This is a genomic window from Listeria immobilis (genome assembly GCF_014322765.1).
Taxonomy (GTDB): domain Bacteria; phylum Bacillota; class Bacilli; order Lactobacillales; family Listeriaceae; genus Listeria; species Listeria immobilis.
Genome location: NZ_JAASTZ010000020.1, coordinates 27,832 through 48,772, shown reverse-complemented (window position 1 = coordinate 48,772; position 20,941 = coordinate 27,832). Strand labels below are relative to the sequence as shown.

Annotated in this window: 19 protein-coding genes; 9 read left to right on the top strand and 10 right to left on the bottom strand. The window is 35.8% G+C overall.

The window, feature by feature from the left end:
- Positions 1-48: 48 nt before the first annotated feature.
- Complete coding sequence (locus HCJ50_RS13665; protein WP_185348291.1) at positions 49-1,230, bottom strand: iron-containing alcohol dehydrogenase; 1,182 nt, start codon at positions 1,228-1,230, stop codon at positions 49-51.
- A gap of 210 nt (positions 1,231-1,440) precedes the next feature.
- Between HCJ50_RS13665 and cbpA the strand changes: the two genes are divergently transcribed.
- Positions 1,441-2,076, top strand: coding sequence for a cyclic di-AMP binding protein CbpA (cbpA, locus tag HCJ50_RS13660; RefSeq protein ID WP_003718653.1), 636 nt, complete (start codon positions 1,441-1,443; stop codon positions 2,074-2,076).
- Positions 2,077-2,134: 58 nt separating this feature from the next.
- Here cbpA and HCJ50_RS13655 read toward each other — a convergent pair whose 3' ends face one another.
- From HCJ50_RS13655 to HCJ50_RS13630, 6 genes are all read right to left on the bottom strand, one after another.
- Entirely contained in the window at positions 2,135-3,163 is a 1,029-nt protein-coding gene (locus tag HCJ50_RS13655) for a DUF916 and DUF3324 domain-containing protein (protein ID WP_185348296.1), read from the bottom strand.
- 77 nt (positions 3,164-3,240) lie between these two features.
- Positions 3,241-4,077 (bottom strand): WxL domain-containing protein, encoded by an 837-nt coding sequence (locus HCJ50_RS13650; protein WP_185348298.1) that lies wholly within the window; start codon positions 4,075-4,077, stop codon positions 3,241-3,243.
- A 65-nt stretch (positions 4,078-4,142) separates the two neighbouring features.
- Positions 4,143-4,421, bottom strand: a complete 279-nt coding sequence (locus HCJ50_RS13645) for an LPXTG cell wall anchor domain-containing protein (RefSeq protein ID WP_185348300.1) — start codon at positions 4,419-4,421, stop codon at positions 4,143-4,145.
- A 32-nt stretch (positions 4,422-4,453) separates the two neighbouring features.
- Positions 4,454-6,637: a LapB repeat-containing protein gene (locus HCJ50_RS13640; protein WP_185348302.1), complete on the bottom strand. Its 2,184-nt coding sequence runs from the start codon at positions 6,635-6,637 to the stop codon at positions 4,454-4,456.
- A gap of 37 nt (positions 6,638-6,674) precedes the next feature.
- Positions 6,675-7,319: a cyclic nucleotide-binding domain-containing protein gene (locus HCJ50_RS13635; RefSeq protein WP_185348304.1), complete on the bottom strand. Its 645-nt coding sequence runs from the start codon at positions 7,317-7,319 to the stop codon at positions 6,675-6,677.
- A 274-nt stretch (positions 7,320-7,593) separates the two neighbouring features.
- Positions 7,594-9,837: a LapB repeat-containing protein gene (locus tag HCJ50_RS13630; RefSeq protein WP_185348306.1), complete on the bottom strand. Its 2,244-nt coding sequence runs from the start codon at positions 9,835-9,837 to the stop codon at positions 7,594-7,596.
- Between the two features lie 322 nt (positions 9,838-10,159).
- Here HCJ50_RS13630 and HCJ50_RS13625 point away from each other — a divergent pair, with 322 nt between their 5' ends.
- From HCJ50_RS13625 to HCJ50_RS13595, 7 genes are all read left to right on the top strand, one after another.
- Positions 10,160-11,107 carry a sugar-binding transcriptional regulator gene (locus HCJ50_RS13625; RefSeq protein ID WP_185348308.1) on the top strand — a complete coding sequence of 316 codons (948 nt, stop codon included), beginning with the start codon at positions 10,160-10,162 and terminating at the stop codon, positions 11,105-11,107.
- 257 nt (positions 11,108-11,364) lie between these two features.
- A complete protein-coding gene (locus HCJ50_RS13620; RefSeq protein ID WP_185348310.1) occupies positions 11,365-12,615 on the top strand; it encodes an NAD(P)H-dependent oxidoreductase in 1,251 nt (416 codons plus the stop codon).
- Between the two features lie 60 nt (positions 12,616-12,675).
- On the top strand, positions 12,676-13,056 hold the full coding sequence (locus tag HCJ50_RS13615) for a transcriptional regulator GutM (protein ID WP_003718649.1): 381 nt from the start codon (positions 12,676-12,678) through the stop codon (positions 13,054-13,056).
- Positions 13,057-13,080: 24 nt separating this feature from the next.
- Complete coding sequence (srlA, locus tag HCJ50_RS13610; RefSeq protein ID WP_185348312.1) at positions 13,081-13,602, top strand: PTS glucitol/sorbitol transporter subunit IIC; 522 nt, start codon at positions 13,081-13,083, stop codon at positions 13,600-13,602.
- Between the two features lie 21 nt (positions 13,603-13,623).
- On the top strand, positions 13,624-14,610 hold the full coding sequence (gene srlE / locus HCJ50_RS13605; RefSeq protein ID WP_185348314.1) for a PTS glucitol/sorbitol transporter subunit IIB: 987 nt from the start codon (positions 13,624-13,626) through the stop codon (positions 14,608-14,610).
- A 21-nt stretch (positions 14,611-14,631) separates the two neighbouring features.
- Positions 14,632-14,982 carry a PTS glucitol/sorbitol transporter subunit IIA gene (locus HCJ50_RS13600; protein ID WP_185348316.1) on the top strand — a complete coding sequence of 117 codons (351 nt, stop codon included), beginning with the start codon at positions 14,632-14,634 and terminating at the stop codon, positions 14,980-14,982.
- A 107-nt stretch (positions 14,983-15,089) separates the two neighbouring features.
- Positions 15,090-16,010, top strand: coding sequence for an ABC transporter substrate-binding protein (locus HCJ50_RS13595; protein WP_185348318.1), 921 nt, complete (start codon positions 15,090-15,092; stop codon positions 16,008-16,010).
- 39 nt (positions 16,011-16,049) lie between these two features.
- Here the strand turns inward: HCJ50_RS13595 and HCJ50_RS13590 are convergent, their stop codons facing one another.
- On the bottom strand, positions 16,050-17,216 hold the full coding sequence (locus tag HCJ50_RS13590; RefSeq protein ID WP_185348320.1) for a serine hydrolase domain-containing protein: 1,167 nt from the start codon (positions 17,214-17,216) through the stop codon (positions 16,050-16,052).
- Positions 17,217-17,446: 230 nt separating this feature from the next.
- On the opposite strand from HCJ50_RS13590, the gene HCJ50_RS13585 reads away from it, so the two are divergent.
- Positions 17,447-18,463 (top strand): tagatose-bisphosphate aldolase, encoded by a 1,017-nt coding sequence (locus tag HCJ50_RS13585; RefSeq protein WP_185348322.1) that lies wholly within the window; start codon positions 17,447-17,449, stop codon positions 18,461-18,463.
- A gap of 47 nt (positions 18,464-18,510) precedes the next feature.
- On the opposite strand, the gene HCJ50_RS13580 is transcribed toward HCJ50_RS13585, so the two are convergent.
- Both HCJ50_RS13580 and HCJ50_RS13575 read right to left on the bottom strand, forming a co-directional pair.
- Positions 18,511-19,692, bottom strand: a complete 1,182-nt coding sequence (locus HCJ50_RS13580; RefSeq protein WP_185348324.1) for a M20 family metallopeptidase — start codon at positions 19,690-19,692, stop codon at positions 18,511-18,513.
- Positions 19,685-20,929, bottom strand: coding sequence for a Zn-dependent hydrolase (locus tag HCJ50_RS13575; RefSeq protein ID WP_185348326.1), 1,245 nt, complete (start codon positions 20,927-20,929; stop codon positions 19,685-19,687). Before HCJ50_RS13575 ends, HCJ50_RS13580 begins: the two co-directional genes overlap by 8 nt.
- Between the last annotated feature and the right edge of the window lie 12 nt (positions 20,930-20,941).

The following is a 20,941-nucleotide window of genomic DNA, read 5'->3' as shown; positions in this document are numbered from 1 at the left end:
ATAAATAAGCTACCATTTTTTTGGTGTTTACGAAAAGTTCATTAACTATTATAATGCATTTGTGTATATTTGACGAGATACTTCTAGAGTTTGATCGCCACGTTCTGAAATACTTGTTAAACCATGCCGTTCTAATTGATTCACAAGTTGTTCCACTACTTCTTCGCCGAGACCATAATCGCTAAATCTAGTCCCCGCACCTAGACTTTCAAAGAACTCACGTGTTTTAGCAATTGCTGCATCTATTTTTGCATCCTCATCACCGTTAGTTATGCCCCATACTCGTTCAGCATATTGCACTAATTTTTCTCGTTTTTCATTTCGACGTACATTTAAAAGTGATGGAAGTACAATGGCTAATGTTCGAGCGTGGTCAATTCCGTAAAGCGCGGTAATTTCATGACCTAAACCATGGCTCGCCCAATCTTGCGGAACACCTCGAGATAGTGTACCATTTAATGCGTTTGTAGCCGACCACATAAAAGTCGCGCGAGTATTATAGTCGTGATTATTTTCGTCGATTACATCTGGTCCAATTTCAATCAATGTTTGTAACAAGCTTTCTGCATAACGATCTTGAAGTAAAGCCCCCACTGGATAAGTCATATACTGTTCCATAACATGCACATACGCATCCATAATTCCATTCGCAAGTTGGCGCGCAGGTAGTGTATATGTAAGTTCTGGGTCAAGTAAAGAAAACACTGGATAAGTAAATGGACTTCCGAATCCAAGTTTAGCTTTCTTTTCAACAAAAGTTACCACGCCACCGCTATTCATTTCAGAACCGGTTGCTGGTAAAGTTAAAACTGTCCCAAATGGAAGCGCTTCTGTAATAGGACGGTTTTCTCCAATTCCACTACCAAAAATATGGATTGGATCCCCGTCAAACAAAGCTCCTGCAGCAACAAATTTTGTACCATCAATAACAGAACCACCACCAACAGCAAGCAAGAAATCATAGTTTTCTTCTTTCACAAGTTTAATTGCTTTTATTAAAGTTTCGTATGTAGGATTCGCTTCAATTCCGCCAAATTCACCGATTTCTCTGTTTTTCAGAACTGCTTTCACTTTATCTAGCGTACCAAATTTTTTAACACTTCCACCACCATATAATAGTAGAACTTTTTTATCTGCAGGAATAACCTGATTTAATTCTTCCAAACGATTTTTACCAAAAATAATATGCGTAGGGTTATAATAATCAAAATTCAACATTTCTTGTCCCATTTTTCTACTTCCTTCTTCCTATTAAATATTTACATAGCATAGTTAATAATACACTTTTTTTGGAAAATTTAAACCTTTAACCAAAAGTTAAGGCGGATATAAGTAATTAATCACGTTTTTTTCGAATTATCGCAACAACCCATAGTGATTTTCTATACAAAAGACCTACTTTACGTTAGAATAAAAGGGAAGAAGAATGGAGTGAATAACATGTTGATAAAAAACCTTTGTATCCCTAAAATAAATTTAACAACGGTACCTGGAGACGCTACATTACAAGAGGCTATCAATTTATTGGAAGAATCTGGTTATCGCTGTGTTCCTGTATTAGACGAAAAAGGCGAAAAATTCTTAGGTAATATTTATAAAATGCACATTTACAAACATGCTGCAAATGGTGGTAGCTTAAGCGACCCAGTAATGAGCTTAATCAAAAATGCCTCGAAACATATTTGTGTGAATGCTTCTTTCTTTGAAGTATTCTTTACTATTAAAGAGTTACCGTATATCACTGTTTTAAATGAGCAAGGTCATTTTTATGGTATTTTAACGCATGGAAAATTACTTGGACTACTCCAAGATGGTTGGAATGTAAAAACAACTAGTTATGTACTTACGATTGCAACTGGTGAAGTAAAAGGTGCCTTAACAAAAATCACCAAAATCATCGACCGTTATTCAAGTATTGCCAGCCTTATCACACTCGACAATCAATCCGAAGACTTCATTCGCCGCGTGCTTGTATCCTTACCAACTGGTGTAACAGAAGATAAGAAAAATGAGATTGTGGCACACTTAGAACGTAAAGGTTTGCGAGTCGTCGAAACAGAAAAAATTCAAAAATAATAAAAAACAGCTTGAAAGCAAGAGTCTATTCTTGAATTTCAAGCTGTTTTTTCGTGGTTTATTCGTCTTTTTGTTTTTTCTTCGCAGCTCGTTTACCAATAAAATAAGTAGCCGTAATAATAAGAAGCAATAGCACAATGCCTCCCGCAATATAAAGCCAAGTATAATCTTTCTCAAGACCTAAAGCAGTATTATTAGCTGTTTTTGCCTCATCAGATGAAATCGTAAAGTCTTTCGTCCATTCCCATGTGTCATCTATTGTTTTGGCTACTAACTGAAGTTGATATTTCCCTGGTTTTAATGCTTGGTTTTCCCAGTCTACGCTGTAATCAAAATTAGAATTTGGCGCCATAGAAAGATCGGTTCGCTTTGATTCATGTAAAACTTCTTTGTTCCCTTTTTTATATATTTTTGCATCCACGCTTAGTTCACCAACTAAAGTCGCTTTTGTATTTTGTAAATTAAATTCAACTACATTTCGATAGTTTTTAGTTGTTGGTTTAATGCTGTTTAAAGCTAAATCTGGTTTTACAACAGTTGGTGTTTCAGTTAATTTCACACCAATAACATATGCGTATTCATTTTTAATTTGAACATCTTTTTCTTCTGATTTCTTCTTTGCATCTTCATCTTTCTTTTCTTGAAAATGTAGTCCGCCTAAAATAATACCATCATATTTGTTTGCAGGCATGCGGATAGTTGCAGTCCAGTCCTTTGTTTCATTTGGTTTAAGAGTTATTTCATTTGCGCCTTCTGTAACAATTTCCGCAAAAGGATATTTTAATGTTTTATCTGGTTTTGTGTTTGGGATTGAATAATCAACATAGCCCATATCATTGGTAACTGCTGTATTCGCTAAACATTCAATGGTTATTTCTTCGTCACTTTGGTTCGTTAATTCCACTTTTATCGTTTGTTCTTGTTTCGGACTCATTTGTAAATCGAAGTACGTTACACTAGATGCTTGATTTGCGGGAAGGATTGCTTTGACAGAGAAACTATTATTTTCTGATGCTTCTGTAGAATGATTTGGTAGACATATGACCATTAGTGTAGAAGCAAAGATGATAGCAAGTATTTTTTTCAAGTCGCTTTTTCCTCCTAGATACTTAATATAAAAAGAGAAAACAACATCGTACAATGAAGTTTTCTCTTTAAAAAATGTTAGATAGCTGGTGTATCACTTAAAGTCCAAGTTAAAGTACTTTCATAAGTCCCATCCGCTACAACAACATTTTGCGGGATGGTTAATTTTGGTTTAGAGGCAGTTGTTGCATTTGTTGCTGCTGAACCAAAGCTATCTGTCCAAGTTCCCATTCCTTCATCATCGCTAAAGTTTGTTGGTGTTGCCGTTTGCTTGTCACGTGCTGCCATTACTGGGACCGCACCTGAGCCGGTCATTGAAATTGTTACATTATCATATCCAGTTGGGGCTTGTGCAGTAGAAACCGCAGAGCTAACTGTTGATTTTGGAATAGTTAATTGTGCACCTGGAATAGTTTTTGCAGGAGTGGAAGAATCTACAAATGCACTACCTGTAACAGAAAGTGTCCAACCAGTGTTGGTACCTCGAACATCACTAATTTGCGCATATGGTGTTACCGCTTTGGCTACTGTTGCTTCCGCTGGCAAATCTTGTTTTCCATTGGCATTTGTATCTGTATAAGTTGAAATTGTTGCATCTGCTGCGTTGACATTAAGCGCGCCTGTAGATAAAGAAGCTACATTATGAATCCCAAAATCCCAATCAGATACTGCCAAAATCCAAAGATCATCTGAACCTACTGGCGGATCATCTGGATTGATTGGATCTGGGTCAATTGGATCTGGGTCAATTGGGTCTGGATCTGGTGTTGTGCTTTTGTCAAATTTAATTGTTCCTGTTGAATCTTTTGATACTGTCGTTGCCGCTTTGGCAAAATCTCCTGAAAGTGCTGGAGTTACCATTAGTCCTAGTGCTAATAAACTCGCTGTTGTTACTTTTACTGTTTTGCTTGTCATTATAATTCTCCTCTTTCTGTTATCCTTTTTTTGTCGTACTGTAAACCTAGTTCCCTTGCCTTATATCACCTCCTTAAACAACTCTTTTTAGCGATGAAAAGCAGACCCAACCCAACCAAAACTAAGTAAAAATCAGAACTTTCTCCAGTTTTGGGAAGTTTTTTTATTGGTGCTTTAGACGGAAAAGTACCTTGTTGGTTATCCGTTCCATCTCTAGGAGGTCTCGAGTCTTTTGTAAAAGTTATCCCTGCTTGGCTATTGGCTGTATCTGTGTATGCTTCAGTAAATGCGGGTGAAGTATACATAAATAAACAACAAAGCAAAATGAATCCTATTTTTTTCAATTTAAATAGCTCCTTTTATCTAAAATATCCGGTTATAAATGCGGCACATCTTCTAACGTCCAATTTATTGTTGCTGTATATTCCCTTCCTGCCAGTGCATCGTTCGGTAAAATTTCCATACTTAAGCAATCTTGGAGTGAAATATCAGTCCAATCAGTACCCGGCGTTCCCGCAGGTCCTTTTTTTTCAATAGGTTGATTAGTCGAATTCAGCAATATATCAGAAGAAAGCGTGTCACTATGGTATTTAAGCGTAGTTTCAAGAATATCTCCGGTACTGTTTTCAAAAACCGATACTGCCGAACTTAAGATCCAGCTCCCTTCAGCCGCTCTCCTATCAACAATATTTACTTTAGGATCAATAGGTGTTCCGTAAGCATGAAGTATTTGCTTTTTATCCGAAATTGGCACTGCATCTGGATTATTATCAATATCCATTCGGAAGGTAGCAGGATAATGCATATCAAATGCTGGCTCAATACGAACTCTAACAGTTACAGGAGTTGCACTTCCATATAGATTATAAGCAGTTAAAGTAACCAAATACTCGGTGCCTAGATTATAAGTATTAACAACTTTTTCAAAATTAGAATCTACTAATACCCCCTCATCCTCCTCACCAGTAGTTGCATGTATATCTTGTAAAAATTGCTTTTCTGTTATTTGTTCTCTTTCACCGTACTCTATCATCCCATCCGCTAATATTGTAGGAGGAAAATGCATAAAATCCGCTTGCTGGTAAACTGTACCAGAATACATTACCTGCTCAATATTTATTTCAGCTGTTGGATAATAAATTTTATCCCAGCTATATGTGACACCCTTATATCTAACAAAATCTTTGTAATAGTAAGGATTAGGGGCAGAACCTGGCCATTCCCAAGTAATCATAGAATCCGTTGTTTGATACAAGCCGTTCTCAGGTTTAAAAGTGGTAGGCTGTATGTTAACCCCATATAAATCCTTAAAATCTGCACTTTTAACTGAAATGCCTGACCCTCCTCTAATATCCAAACTAATTTTAGGAGGGAATATACTTTGTTCCCGAACATCAATATAAATACGATACTTGGATTGAATGTTTTTTAATTCTGATATATCAGCTACATTATTTCTATCGATGTAAATATACCTTAACAATGGCCAATCTACTCGAGTTAATGGAGTTAAATCATCAATTTTATTGCCAGTAACACTAATTTTTTCTAATTTAGGAAAACCACCTGGAATATTAGCTAGGCTTTCTAAAGCAGTAGAATCAATTTGGTTATAAAATAAAGAAAGCTCTTCTAACTTTGGAAATCCACCAGAATGTATTAAAAAATCTAGGTTATCAATCGACTTATTCTCGCCCAAATTTAAAATTTCCAAGCTAGGAAAACCACCTTCAATTTGTGAAAAAGAGGGATAATTGTCTACTTTACACTTCGTAATAGTTAATTCCTTTAGCTTAGGGAAACCTCCATCCACTTCCTTAATAAAAAAAGCGTTTGTCACTGGTAAATTCCTTATATATATTCTTTCTAGCTTTGGAAAACCACCTTCAATTTGGCCAAGTGGTGACAAATCCGTAGCTTGCATTGTGTCAAGCTTTAATTCAGTAAGATTCGGAAATCCGCCAACTGCTTTTGACAAGGGTTCTAAACTTACAACCCCTTTACTATTATCATCATTAACTCTATCAGCAATCGAAATTTCTCTTAGATTTGTGCAATATTGTATCCCTTCAATAGATGTGATATTTTGACCAACTCCCCAAAACTGTAAAATAGTTCGTAAATCATTTTCTGTAACAACATCATTAACTGTCCAATTTCTTTTTACCTGTGTAGGGCTAAGAGTAGTTGAATTCAATACCCTAACAATTGTGCTGGCCATTACCGTATCGGGGAAAATATCCGAGATTGTGCTGCCATTTGAAATAGCTGATACATTGTTTTGCTTAGCAGTGATTTTAGGTACTTCTTTGATTTTGGTTAACGCCTCGGTATCAGACGAACTTTTAGCTGTTTTTTTAGGTATGGAAGGAATTTCTGACAACACTTCGACTGGTTCTGTTGAAGTAATACTTTCTTGCGTATTATCGACTTTTTCTCCCCCTTCTACTTCACTTAAATCTTTAACCTCATTTCCTGTCTCCACGGCTTTTGTATAAACAGGAACAATAAGTGCCAATAATAAAACAACAAGCAAAAATGTCTTCCAATTAATGTTCATTATTTGCAGCTCTCCTTTAATCAATCCTATTCAAATATCAAAACATTTCCGGTGTAATGTCTTGCACTATAAAACTATTCTTATTTGTTTTCAAAATTTTTTTCTCTAATAAATGAATACGTTGTCGATAAAATGCTGCTCTTGATAAAGTACTATATTCGATTAATATATTTATCGTAATTTCCTTTGGTAGCACAATATTATTTTGTTCATCCTTGCTACCTATAAGCTCCCCCAGATATTTCATCGCATAGTATAGTTTTTCCTTGTGTTTTTTCCCATTTAATAAAGTTCGATAATATAAATGACGCCCAATTTTTTTAAGAAAAAAATACTGAAACCCAAAATTTTCCGGAAATAAGGTTAATGCATATTCGATATCTTCTTTTTTATATTCGTATATCTCGCATGTGTCTGATAGCGCAATATTCGTCACAATCATCGGAGTTTCTTCCAAAATCGAATAACTTAAAAAAATACCGGGTTCAAAAATAGATAATAATTTTTCAGGAGCTTCACAGGTATAACTACTTATGTAACCATCCATTAATAAAATGACACTATCAAGATGTACTGCATGTGTGAGAATATTTTCGCCACGTACTAATTTACGCTTAGTATGTCTCAAACCGTATTTCTGCATCATGCCAACGAACTCTTCATGGGTAAATAAATCTTTCATTAAAAACCACTCCCTTTAATAACGTATTAAATAAAATATGTATAGATGGGGCGAGAACTTATTTTATACTACCATGTGCTCATTGATAAATTTTCTCTACGAAGAGACAAGGAGACTGTTTTTTCCTACTTGAAAATATGTAATAGGTTTGAAAATGTTCCTGCATAACGAAAAATACAGTTTGTTTTTTTGACACAAATGAATTGTAATTAACTAAAATAATGCTTGATATGTGTTGCAAGGCTTGAAAAGGAAGAGATATTTAGAAATTTTTTTATCTAGGAGCGTCTTCTAAAGTCCAAGTAATGTTTGCTTCATAGGCATCATCAACCAAAGCATCATTCGGAAGGACATCCATTGTTAATCGGTCTTGGAGGTCGGAAGTAGTGGTAATATATCCAGTCTGACTACTCGCCGCCTTGACTTCTATCGGTTGATTAGTTGTCCCTAAATAAACTGCACCACTTGCTAATGTTTGACTCTGGTATTTAAGCGGAGATTCTAGTATATCTCCCTTACTATTCGTAAATGGGGTCATCGAGGCGGTCACTGTCCAGCCTGGTTTCACGCTTCGACGGTCAGTTACTTTTAAATCGGCCACCCCCATAGCTCCATAACATTTTAGCGTTTGGTTCGTGTCTGAAGTCGGGATTGCATCTACATTCGCATCCACATCCATTCGAAAACTGGCAGGAACTTCCAACTCTAAACTAGCTAGGATACGGACTGTTACGGATACTGGCGTCGCGGCACCCACGCCATTAGAAGCTATTAGTGTCACCATGTAATCACCCGGAACTGATTTATCAACAACTGTTTCAAAGTCGGAATCTATTTGAGACCCATCATCTGTAGTGGCATGTATATCTGTTAAAAAATCAGCTTCCGTTACTGTTTCATTTTCGACATATTCTTGTGAATTATCTGCTGTTATTGTCGGTGGAAAGTGCACATAATTTAATGGCTGATAGACTGTTCCACTAAAGCTCACATTCCTTTTATTTTCATTTCTTGTATAATTCCATCCATAAGAAACTCCATCATGTGCTGGAATGTAAGGAATAATATAACCATTCCTTGCGTATGAGGGGTCAGTTATCATAGTGCTTATTGGCCAAGTAATTTGTGAATTTATCGCTTGATAAGTCCCTGTATATGGCAAGAACGTATTAGGCGGTTGGTTATTACCTAACTCGTCTATAATATCTATACTTTCAGTTGTAAAGCTTTGATTTGTGGCAACAGAATTAATAATCGGAAGCAATATTCCTTGTTTAGAAACATTAATATAAATTGAATAGTTGAACTGCATATTTGCTAGGGAAGATATATCGCTTATCTGATTATAAGTAAGCTCAAAATTTTTCATATTTAAAAAATTCTTTTGCGTTAGTGACGTTATGTCACTAATTTTATTTTGCCCTAAAGCTAATCGCTCTAATTTTGGAAAGCCAGCAGATACATTAGGAAAACTTTTCAAAGCGTTGTTTCCTATTAGGTTATAGTTTAATAGAAGTTCTTTTAAGTTAGGCCATCCACTTGGGTTTTCTAAAAAATCTAGATTATCAATTAAATTACTACCTAAGTTTAAGACTTCTAATTGAGATAGCTCGTTAAAACTAGCTAATGAAGAAGTGTCACTGATTTTATTTGAAGACAGATTTAAATTTACTAAATTAGGAAGACCTTTATCGATTTGCAAAAGGACACTTAAATCCTTAAAGTAACCCGTATTTATAACCAAGTTTTTTAATTGAGGAAATCCTCCAACTACTTTTGTCAAAAAAGAATAGTCTTTACACGAGATAACGGCAATGGTAAAAGTAGTTAATTTTGGAAAACCACCATCAATTTGACTAAGAGGAGACAAATCTTGAAGTTTCAACATCGAACGTAATGTTAGTGTTTCCAGTTTAGGATATCCACCAACCGCTTCTGCTAAAGGTGCAATATTATCAAGACCTGTATCGATACTAGCACTATTAGCTGTGAATGAAATTTCAATTACCTGTGTACAGTATTGTATTCCTTCAATAGATTTAAGTTTTTCACCATTTCCCAGAATACGACTAATTGTTAGCAAATCATTTTCTGTAATAATATCGTTGACCGTCCAAGTTCTTTTTTGTTGGGTCGGACTATAGGATGTGGTATTTAATGATGTAACAATCGTGCTCGCCATTTCTGCATCTGGAAAAACAGTAGCAATCGTGCTACCAGTTGGGATTGCAGTTACTTTTTTTGGTTCTGTAGTAAGTAAAGATTTTTCTTTCGTTAATGCTTTAGTTCTATTCTCGTTAGTTTCCTCTATCTTGTGGGAGGCTACTGGTAATAGGACTTCTGGCAGCACTTCGATAGGATCAGATTCTTCCACACCTCCTTCTATATCATTTACTTCTTCGCTGGCTTCTAATTCATTAGCAGCATCTCCTTCTGTTTCTACCGCACTTGTATAAACTGGAGCAAAGAACGCAAATAATAAAACAAGCAGTAGAGATATTTTCCATTTCATTTTCATTTTTTCAATCTCCTTAAAAGTAGTGGATTAATCTTGAAGTGTTTCGGCAAAAAGACTGCTTTAAAACTCAAATTTATAATATCATGCCGAAGCTGGCTAAAATTCTCCCTAGAGAAGAAAAAGGTGTTATTTTCTGGACGAACTCTCTAACTATTCACGAAAAAAGCTCCAACACTAAGCAAGTTATCGTTTGTCATTTTGACACAAATAAAACTTCCTCCCCAACTTTGCATAAAGCAGATTATATGATACTATTAGCATGAAACATTTGTGACAGCGTATAACTTTTGTTCCGTTATTATGTAGAATGGAGGTAATAAAGATGAAATGGGAAGAAAAAAGAGATATGGTGAAAATCGCTACCTGGTATTATCATTACGGTTGGACCCAAGCACAAATTGCAAAAAAAGTCGGGATATCTAGATCCATCATCTCCAAAACACTACAACGTGCCAAAGATTTAGGAATTGTGGAAATCTTTATTAAGGATGAAACTTATTACACAGTTGACTTAGAACAAAAATTAGAAGAAAAATTTGGACTAGAAGAAGCAATTGTAGTCGCAACACATGATATGTCCGAAGAAGAGGCATTGAATTTTCTAGCCAAAGAAGCCGCTTATACGCTCAGTAAACGTATTGCTAAAGTTAATACTCTTGGGATTTCTTGGGGGAAAACGATTCGCAAATTTGCTAATGAATTTCCATATATCCCTCATAAAAATTTATCAATTATTCCCCTTATTGGCGGAATGGGATCCAGTGATATTGATCTTCACTCCAACCAAATCTGTTATGACTTAAAAAAGAAAATGCAGTGCCATTCTAAGTATCTTTATGCACCCGCACTTGTAGAAGATACCGAAATGAAAAACGATTTATCCAAAAATAAATATATTAATGAAGTCTTGGAAGAAGGAAAAAAAGTAGATATGGCGATAGTTGGGATTTCTAGCCCTTATAACCACAGCACAATGGAAGAAATTGGCTATATTACCCCAGAAATTATAGAAGAATTACGTTACAAAGATGTCATTGGCGACATTAATTCTCGTTTCTACACAGCAAACGGCAAAGAAGCTAAAACAAAAATTAATACGCACGTAATCGGCTTAAGCTTGGAAGAATTAAAAAATATCCCTACTGTTGTTGCACTTGCAAATGGACTACATAAAAAAGACGCCCTCGAAACCGCACTCACTGCTGGATTAATAGATGTGATTGTGATAACTGATAGAATGGCTGAATACATTCTTCAAAACAAAGATTAATTAATCTATTAATCCAAAAAAGTTAAGCTGGTAAAAAGCTCTCTGTCCCAATCAGTTTGAGCTTTTTTTATTTATTTAAAAATAAAAATGTACAATATTTCATTGACGTAAAAAAGTTTAAATGTTATATTTAATTTGTGAAATACGACATTTGTCACTACTAGTGACAAATGTCAAATTATCATTAATTAGAATAAAACAGCTTTATCCGGAATTTTATTTTAATAAATGAAAACGATTACTAGGAGGAACTTGAAATGACTTTATACAGACAGTTACTTGCTCGTGAACAAGAAAATAATCCTATTCGTGTCGGAGTTATCGGAGCCGGCCAAATGGGATTCGGGATGATTTCACAAATCGCTGCTATTCCAGGAATGAGTGTAGTTGGTATTAGTGATATTCATGTGGAAGCCGCAAAAAAAGCTGCTGATTCTTACAATGCTACTGCTACAAAAAAAGAAAAAATTCTATTATCCAATGACTTTAAAGAAATTATTCATTCTGATCTGGTAGAAGTGATTGTCGATGCTACAGGTGTCCCAGAAGTCGGAGCAAAAATTTCCCTAGAAACCTTACTTGCTAAAAAACAACTTGTATTACTTAATGTTGAAATTGATATTACAATCGGCCCACTGATGAAAAAATTATATGATAGTGCTGGTTTAGTTTATACCGGTTCAGATGGCGATGAGCCCGCTGCAATAACTGAACTTTATGAATTTTCCAAATCTATGGGGATGGAAGTGCTTGTTGCCGGAAAAGGAAAAAACAATAAATTAAAAATCAACGCTAATCCAGATAGTTGCCAAGCCGAAGCAGATGGAAAAAATATGGCTTCTCATATGTTAGCTGCTTTCCAAGATGGTACTAAAACAATGGCTGAAATGAATTTACTTTCCAATGCGATTGGTTATGTTCCTGATGTAGTTGGAATGCACGGTATCTCTGGTGATGTTGATTCTGTTATTAAAGATTTAGACTTAAAAGAACAAGGCGGAATTTTAAATAAGTTTGGTGTTGTTGAATATGTCGACGGCTTAGCACCAGGAGTTTTCGTTATTGTTAAAGGACAAAATGAAGGCGTTAGTCATGAATTAAGCTATTTAATGAAAAAAGGTGAACGCGACCATCACATCCTTTACCGTCCTTATCACTTAGCAAGTCTTGAAACACCACTCACAATTGCCAAAGCTGTTCTTAATCATGATCATGCTATTGTACCAAAAGGCGCGCCAGTTTCAGAAACCGTTTCTGTCGCGAAAAAAGATATTCAAGCAGGTGAAAAACTTGATGGAATCGGCGGTTTCTGTGTTCGTGGCGTCTTAGAAACACATGTTGATATGGCAACAAATGGGCATATTCCAATCGGCTTAATTAGTGGTGAGGTTATAGCCCGTCGAAATATTAAAGCTGGTACTTTCATTACAGACGAAGATGTCACACTTGATGAGTCTACTACCGTTTGGAAACTTAGAAAACTACAAGATGAAACTTTTAGTAATTAATTTAACATGGCGGGAATGGTTATTTCCTACTTTTCCCGCCAATTATAAGGAGGAAAATAGATGAATATTGTTCTAATTGCTTCCCTTATTTTTATCGCTCAGACATTCTTAGCTTTTTTCCAAGTGCGGTATTATCAACACCATATGAATAAAGTCGCGACAAAATATGCTGGAAAAATCGGCTTTCACCTTTATTCCGAAATGGAACGCTTGAAATTCCGCTCAAGTGCCGTTGCAATACTGGTTGTAAATGAAAAGCAAGTTGTTCATGAATGTCAGATTTTAACGGGAAAAACGGTTTTTGCAAAATTCAAAACCTTTACCGACTATCAGCAAAAAGAATTATCTGAAATTCTCACTGAATTAACAAATAAACAAAAAAATTCTATCCAAGAAAAAGCAGTTATCAAAACAGTTAACAGTTGTTTGAAAGCGCTTTAATAAATCAAAAAGGAGTGTTTCCGAATGGATTATATCGAATGGTTTGGAACGAACTTTATCGGTCTTTTCGAAGCCGGTGGTAAACAGTTTATAAGTTTTATGACGGGAATTGTCCCTCTTTTAATTGTCCTTTTAACCTTTACTTACTCGATTATTGCTTTTATCGGGGAAGAGCGAGTTAACAGAGCCATCCAATTTTCTGCTAAAAATATAATTTTGCGTTATACACTTATGCCAGTTTTATCTGTGTTAATGCTAACCAATCCAATGGCTTATACGTTTGGTCGCTTTGTAAAAGAACATCAAAAACCTGCCTTTTATGACTCTGTAGTTTCATTTTTACACCCTGTAACTGGACTTTTCCCTTATGCAAATGCCGGAGAACTTTTTGTTTACTTAGGTATCGCTAATGGGGTTGTTGAAGCCGGTTATAGTATGTCAAGCCTTGCTGTACGTTACTTTTTAGCTGGTATCGTTGTTATCTTAATGCGTGGAGTTATTACAGAAACCATTACAAAATTCCTAATGCGAAAAGAAAAAGTCTGAGATAGATAGGAGGCAAATAAAATGTATCAATCCATTCATGTAAACAAAGGCCAAGGTGGTTGGGGGACTGGGCTAGATTTAACACCTAGCGAGCCAAGAATAAAAGTAGTTTCTATCACTGGTGGCGGTATTCATCCTGTTGCTAAAAAAATAGCAGAATTATCAGGAGCAGAGGCAGTTGATGGTTTTAAAAACTCTATTCCAGAAGAAGAAATGATGTGCGTAGTTATTGATTGTGGGGGCACTGCACGAATTGGCGTCTATCCTATGAAACGTATTCCAACAGTAGATGTTCTTCCTTCTTCTCCTTCTGGTCCACTAGCAAAACATATTACAGAAGATATTTTCGTTTCTGGTGTAAAACCTGAAGATATAGAAGTCACTACTACTGAAGCCAACCCTGGAAAACCTTTTGACCGGGAAAAGTTTAAAGAAGATTACGCCAAAATCAAGGAAGATCAACAAGAAGCTCATGAATTAAAAGAAGGATTCCTTGTTAAATTTTCACGCGGCATTGGTAAAGCGATGGGAATTTTCTATCAAGCAGGACGTGATTCTGTTGATATGCTTATTAAGAATATTATTCCTTTTATGGCTTTCATTAGTATGATTATCGGTATTATTAACTATACAGGAATCGGAAAACTAATTGCCAATACCCTATCCCCTCTGGCTGGTTCAATTTGGGGGATGTTACTTATTGCCTTTATTTGTAGCTTACCATTTTTATCGCCAATTCTTGGTCCAGGTGCAGTTATTGCCCAGGTCATTGGTGTATTGATTGGTTCGCAAATTGCTATTGGCGCTATCCCTGTTACTTATGCTCTTCCAGCTTTATTTGCTATTAATGCTCAAGCTGGTTGCGACTTTATTCCAGTTGGTCTATCACTTGCTGAAGCTAAACCAAAGACTGTTCAATTTGGGGTTCCAGCCATTTTATATAGCCGGATGATCACCGGTGTTCTAGCAGTTGTCATTGCTTGGGTATTCAGTATCGGAATGTACTAATTTTTAAAGGAGGAATTCACTATGACACAAAGTAAAATAATTGAGATTGGTCCACTTGTCCCTGCTTTTGAAGAAGAAAAAATTGTCATACTCTTTGGACCAACAGCAACCAATGAATTACGCGAAATATCGGTTATTCATGAATTTGAACAAACACCTAATAACGTCATCCAAAAAGGAAACAAACTAACTTTCGGTACACAAGAGTATATAATAGAAGAAGTTGGTTCAGAAGCAAATAAAAACTTGGAAGAGCTTGGTCATATTTCTATCTACTTCCGATCTGGCGAAAATGAAGTATTACCAGGAGCTATTATTGTATCACCTGAAATTTTCCCAACGCTTACTATAGGTGATAACATCCAATTCTAAAATAAAAACATTTTGTGCTAATTTTCACCTTGTTATTTCCTCCCGTTTTCGATATAATTATTTTTATAACGATAATGAAAATCATTTTCAATTAGGGAGGAAACATAATGTATCAAAAGCATAAATGGGCTGCTATCTTTATGACATTACTTTTAGCAGTAGTTTTAACCGCTTGTGGCAGTTCTTCAGATAAAGACTCAAGTAAAGAAAAGGAAAATGCAACAAAAACAGTAACGGATGCACTTGATCGTAAAGTGAAAGTACCAACAACACCGAAAAGTATTGTAGCGCTTCAAAACGTAAGCGAAATGGAAATTTTAGGTGTTAAACCAGTTGGTACGCTAGATTATTACATCACTACCTACCCCGAAGCAACAAAAGGAACAGAAAGTGTTGGTAATGATAAACCAAATATCGAAAAAGTAGCCAACTTAAACCCTGATTTAATTATTATTAGTGATTACCAAAAAGATCTTTTAGAAAATCTTGAAAAAATCGCTCCAGTATATATTACACATTTTGGAGATACACCTGATAAACAACTTAGTAATATCGCAAATCTCTTAAATAAAAAAGCTGAAAAAGAAAAATGGGATGAAGACTATGTGACTGCATCCAAAGAAGCTAAACAAACATTAAAAGATGCTGGAGTGGAGAATGAAAAAGCGGCAGTGATTCAATTTTATGGCAAAGAAATCTATATTCATGATCCAAAAGTTTTCGACGGATTATTTTCCGGAGCTGGTTTCACACCAACTGACGAAGCGAAAATGAATCATGATACAAAAGCAATTTCCAACGAAGCAATACCTAGTTATGCAAAAGATGCAGATCGTTTATTTATCTTAATGCCTGAAGATGGTAATGAAGATTCTATTAACGAAATGCTAAGTGGTGTTTGGAAAGATATTCCCGCTGTACAGAAAAACCAAGTGTATAAAGTAGATAACACAAAATGGAGTGACTATAGCGCCGCTGCTCAACTTTATCAATTGGAAGATACCGTAAAACAAATTACAGGAAAATAAAAGAAAACCTCGATTCCATATTCAGAATCGAGGTTTCTTCTATTTATTTAATAAATTGTAAATATGGTTATTCACTTTTCCAAAGGAAGCAATATTATTCTGGATGTTGGAAAATAAGATAACATAGGTTCTTCCAGTATGACTCATACTATTAGAAACATTCCAGCCACTGAGTACCCCATGACTATTATAGCTTCCTGGATCCACGTAAAATCCCATGCCATATTTAGAAGTACTTCCAGATGTAAACATTTTCTTCAAACTTGTTTCAGAAATTAATTTTTTATCCATTAAAGCTTTGTCAAACAAGTATAAATCTTTGGCAGTCATACATATATCTCCTGAACCATACATTTGTGATAAATCTACTAATTCCGGTTTCCTGTAAGAGCCATCTTTATTAATATAATATCCTGTTGAGTCATTTCCCCCTTTTTTAACATCTTTTTGATTAAACCCTGTATTTTTCATACCTGATGGTTCAAATATTTTTTCTTTGAGATAACTTTTTAATGACTTTCCACTAAGAATTTCAACCAAGTATGCTAAAACAGCATAATTTGAGTCCGAATAATTCCATACCCCAGTATTAGTTTCTATCCCCTGTTTCTCAATATCTTCTATTAACTTTTCCGGCGTAATTGTCCCAATTTTTTCTCGATGGCCAACAATCCCTGATGTGTGGTTCAAGAAATTCTTAATGTAAATTTGATTCCCATTAGGAAAATTTGGCAGATATTTAGAAATTGGATCGTCCGTGCTTATTTTCCCTTGCTCTTCTAATTGTAAAATTGCTGTTGCGATAATTGCTTTTTGCGACGAACCGATGTAGTAAAGTGTATCTGGTGTATTCGGTTGTTTAGTTTCACGATTAGCATCCAGGTAACCTTTCTGTACTATGGTTTTTCCATCACGAACAATAAGCGCCGAACCACTAAAATCAATTTGTTGTAAATAGTTATCAATTTCTTGATTATTTACGGTTGTTTCTGTCGGTTTTTCTTTGACAGGTTTTGGTTTAAATGGTTTTGTCGGTTTAAGCGCTGCACTTTTTTGTACTGGTTTAGATTTTGTTACTGCTTGTTGGTTTTTGACTTGAAACTCAACAATTATCCAACTTGTAGTTACAAATAATATAAACATAGCACACAACACGATAATGATGTTTTTTCTTTTCTTTCTTTTATGTCTTTCGCATCGATTCATTCCATCACTCCTGGTCTAATCATTAAATGACTTCCCAAAAGAAATATGCATCTGTGGAAATTATCCCAAATCTCCACTAGTGCCTAACACTCCAAATCCATAGTAATTTATTCTCATTCATAAATCAATGTGCAAATATACCCATGTTTCAAAAAAATTTTTAGTGGTATAGTATTTGAGGACAAATTGATTAAATAATAACAAATTGCTATAAAGGAGATTAGATAAAAATGGTACAAATAACAAAAGGTAAATTTGATGGTTTGCAAAGACTCTCTAATGATAAAGGCGTTATCGCTGCACTTGCGATTGACCAACGTGGCTCCCTTAAAAAGATGATTCAACAAGCTAAAGGAACAGAAAATAAAAAAGATGTAGAAGACTTTAAACAACTAGTATCTGAAGAGCTAACTCCATATGCTTCTGCAATCTTGCTTGATTTAGAATATGGTACTCCTGCAATTAAAGCTCGTCATGAAGGAAGCGGACTTTTAACTTCTTATGAAAAAACAGGTTATGATGCAACTACTCCTGGTAAATTACCGGATTTAATTGAAGATTTATCTGCCCTTCGTATTAAAGAAAATGGCGGAGATGCTGTTAAAATTCTTGTTTATTATGATCCTGATGAACCAGCAGAAATCAATGAAATTAAATATGCCTTTTTAGAAAGAATTGGTGCTGAATGTCGCGCGGTTGATATTCCATTTTTCTTAGAACCGATTACTTATGATGCAAAAGTGACTGATTCTGGTTCGCTTGAGTATGCCAAATTAAAACCCGCAAAAGTAAAAGCTTCCATTAAAGAATTCTCTAAACCACGTTATGGGGTAGATGTTCTAAAACTTGAAGTACCCGTTAACTTTAAATATGTAGAAGGTTTTGCAGAAGGAGAAGTAGCTTATACACAAGATGAGGCTGCTCGTCATTTTGAAGAATGTTCTGATTTAAGCCCACTTCCATTTATTTATTTAAGTGCTGGTGTAACTTCTGAAATGTTCCATAAAACTATTCAATTCGCAAATCAACATAACGTTCAATATAGCGGCGTGCTTTGTGGTCGCGCAACATGGGCTGATGGTATTGAAGTATATGGTAAACAAGGTGAAGAAGCGCTTCGTGAATGGCTTCGTACTCAAGGTAAAGAAAATATTACTTCGCTTGATAAATTACTTGATGAAGGTGCCGTTCCTTGGTGGACTAAATATGGTTCCTTTGAAGATATACATGTAGTTGAAAAACAATAGTAGTTATGAAAAAAGCCTCCGCTTACGTTAGCGAAGGCTTTTCTTATTTAGAATTCATCTTGATTTAAATAATTATAAGCAAATTGCGCGTATAGTTCTGCTCCGTTTTTCATGACACTTTCATCGATATTAAAACGACCATGATGGTGTGCCCATTCCGTATCTTTTTCTGCATTCGCGCAACCAATTAAAGCAAAACTTCCTGGTGCTTCATCCATAAAATAACTAAAATCTTCGCCGCCAGTTGTTGGCTTTTCAAAATATAGTGCGGCTTCTCCAAAAGATTCCACAATGGTTTTTTGGACAAGCAAAGCGCTTTTTTCATCATTGATCACTGGTTGTGTTCCTTCTGTATAAACGACTTCTGCTGTACCTCCGTATATCGCGGCGGTTTGTTTTGCGTAGTGTTCAATTGATTTTGCTACTTTAGCACGTGTAGTGTTATTAAAACAACGAACTGTCCCTTCTAAATGGGCGTTTTCCGCGATAACATTGAATCTAGTACCTACTTCCATTTTCCCAATAGTTACCACGACTGGGTCAAGTGGATCTGTTTCTCGGGCAACGATTGCTTGCAAATTCATTACAAATGAGGAAGCAATTACTGCTGCATCTATCGTATCGTGCGGCATTGCGCCATGTCCACCCTGGCCTTTAAAATCAATTTGAACAATATCGGCTGAAGCAAAAGAGGAACCGACTATACAGGAAATTTTATTACTTGGTATTTGAGACCAAATATGAATGCCAAAAACATGGTCAACACCTTCCATCGCTCCTTGCGCCACCATTTCTTTAGCACCTTCTGCATTTTCTTCAGATGGCTGGAAAATAAAACGGACAGTTCCGTTTAATTCCGCTTGAACTTCTTTAAGCGCTTTTGCGGCAGTTAGTAACATGGATGTATGAGAATCATGTCCACAAGCATGCATTTTGCCATCTTCTGTAGATTTATAAGCAAGTGAGTCGTTTAGCTCTTGTACCGGAAGCGCATCCATATCCCCTCTTAATGCAATTGTTTTTCCTGGTTTTCCACCTACTAAATCAGCAATTAATCCAGTTGGCTCTGTGCGCTTATATGGAACACCTAGTTTATCAAGCTCTTTTGCTACTTGATCAGTTGTTCGGAATTCCTGCCACTGCAACTCCGGATGTTGATGTAAATCACGACGGAATGCAATCATTTCATTCTCTTCTTTTAAAATATGCTGTTTTATTTTATTATTCATCTGCACTTTCCTCCGTCCATTTTGTTACTGTGTCTAAAACAACCTCAATACCTTTTTGAAGTTTATCATAATCAGTCCATTCTTCTGGTGCATGGCTGATTCCATTATGACTTGGAACAAAAACAAGTCCTACCTCTGTTAAACTTGCAAAAATCATCGCATCATGACCAGCGCCACTAACCATTGTTCTGTATTTAAAGTCTAATTTCTCAGCACTTGCAGACAGAGCTTGGTGAATTTCTTGTGATAATTGAGTAGGTTTCTCATAAAGCATATCTTCTATTTCACATGTAATGCCGTTTTGTTGTGTTTGATTAATAACAGCTTTCACGTTTTTCAGCGTGTTTTGGACATGTTTTTCTTCTTTTGCACGAATATCGACAGTGAAAACAACTTTATTCGGGATAACATTCGCTCCATTTGGAAAAACGTTTAATTTCCCAACCGTTAGCACCGTTCCATTTCCCTCTTGAATTGCGAGCTCTGGAAGCTGTGTTAAAATGTGGACGGCGGCATTTAAAGCATCATTTCGATTATTCATTGGTGTAGTTCCAGCATGACCTGCTTGCCCATTAACCGTTACTTTTATTTCCGTCAAACCAACAATCGTATCAACTATTGCAACATCTTCGCCAGCATTTTCTAAAATTGGTCCTTGCTCAATATGCAGCTCGATAAAAGCTTTGATTGATTCTTTTGTACGAATGGCTTCTGTTACTTTATTTGCATCAAATCCGAGACTATTCATAGCTTCGGCTGCAGTAATCCCGTCACTATCTTTCATCTGATATAACATTTCCTTCGTTACTTTTCCAGTAATAGCACGTGAAGCAAAAAGTCCAGCACCAAAACGCGATCCTTCTTCTTCCACCATTGCAATTATTTCAAGTGGATAATAAGGCTTGTACTTTTGTTCATGAAAGACTGTAGCTACTTCAAGTCCGGTAATTACGCCAGCTGGACCGTCAAAAGCACCACCATTTGGAACGGAATCAAAGTGTGATCCAACAACAACTGCTGGCAAATCTGGTCTCGCTCCCTCAAGTCTTCCATAGATATTGCCAATTGCATCCTCTGTAACCGTCAATCCTACTTTCGCCATTTCGTTTTTTAAATAATTCCGCGCACCTAAATCTTCTTTACTATAAGTAAGACGAGTGGTTCCTTCTCCTGGTGTCGCGGTATATGTATCTAATTTTTCTAAATGCTGTTTAATTCGTTCTAGATTTGTTTTCATCTGGCATTCCTC

Bases quoted from the DNA above. Each gene is read 5' to 3' on its own strand.
- HCJ50_RS13630 (WP_185348306.1), bottom strand. From the start codon at position 9,837: ATGAAAATGAAATGGAAAATATCTCTACTGCTTGTTTTATTATTTGCG.
- cbpA (WP_003718653.1), top strand. From the start codon at position 1,441: ATGTTGATAAAAAACCTTTGTATCCCTAAAATAAATTTAACAACGGTA.
- HCJ50_RS13620 (WP_185348310.1), top strand. From the start codon at position 11,365: ATGACTTTATACAGACAGTTACTTGCTCGTGAACAAGAAAATAATCCT.
- HCJ50_RS13590 (WP_185348320.1), bottom strand. From the start codon at position 17,216: ATGAATCGATGCGAAAGACATAAAAGAAAGAAAAGAAAAAACATCATT.
- HCJ50_RS13650 (WP_185348298.1), bottom strand. From the start codon at position 4,077: ATGACAAGCAAAACAGTAAAAGTAACAACAGCGAGTTTATTAGCACTA.
- HCJ50_RS13665 (WP_185348291.1), bottom strand. From the start codon at position 1,230: ATGGGACAAGAAATGTTGAATTTTGATTATTATAACCCTACGCATATT.
- HCJ50_RS13595 (WP_185348318.1), top strand. From the start codon at position 15,090: ATGTATCAAAAGCATAAATGGGCTGCTATCTTTATGACATTACTTTTA.
- HCJ50_RS13640 (WP_185348302.1), bottom strand. From the start codon at position 6,637: ATGAACATTAATTGGAAGACATTTTTGCTTGTTGTTTTATTATTGGCA.
- HCJ50_RS13635 (WP_185348304.1), bottom strand. From the start codon at position 7,319: ATGAAAGATTTATTTACCCATGAAGAGTTCGTTGGCATGATGCAGAAA.
- HCJ50_RS13585 (WP_185348322.1), top strand. From the start codon at position 17,447: ATGGTACAAATAACAAAAGGTAAATTTGATGGTTTGCAAAGACTCTCT.
- HCJ50_RS13575 (WP_185348326.1), bottom strand. From the start codon at position 20,929: ATGAAAACAAATCTAGAACGAATTAAACAGCATTTAGAAAAATTAGAT.
- srlE (WP_185348314.1), top strand. From the start codon at position 13,624: ATGTATCAATCCATTCATGTAAACAAAGGCCAAGGTGGTTGGGGGACT.
- HCJ50_RS13615 (WP_003718649.1), top strand. From the start codon at position 12,676: ATGAATATTGTTCTAATTGCTTCCCTTATTTTTATCGCTCAGACATTC.
- srlA (WP_185348312.1), top strand. From the start codon at position 13,081: ATGGATTATATCGAATGGTTTGGAACGAACTTTATCGGTCTTTTCGAA.
- HCJ50_RS13580 (WP_185348324.1), bottom strand. From the start codon at position 19,692: ATGAATAATAAAATAAAACAGCATATTTTAAAAGAAGAGAATGAAATG.
- HCJ50_RS13600 (WP_185348316.1), top strand. From the start codon at position 14,632: ATGACACAAAGTAAAATAATTGAGATTGGTCCACTTGTCCCTGCTTTT.
- HCJ50_RS13625 (WP_185348308.1), top strand. From the start codon at position 10,160: ATGAAATGGGAAGAAAAAAGAGATATGGTGAAAATCGCTACCTGGTAT.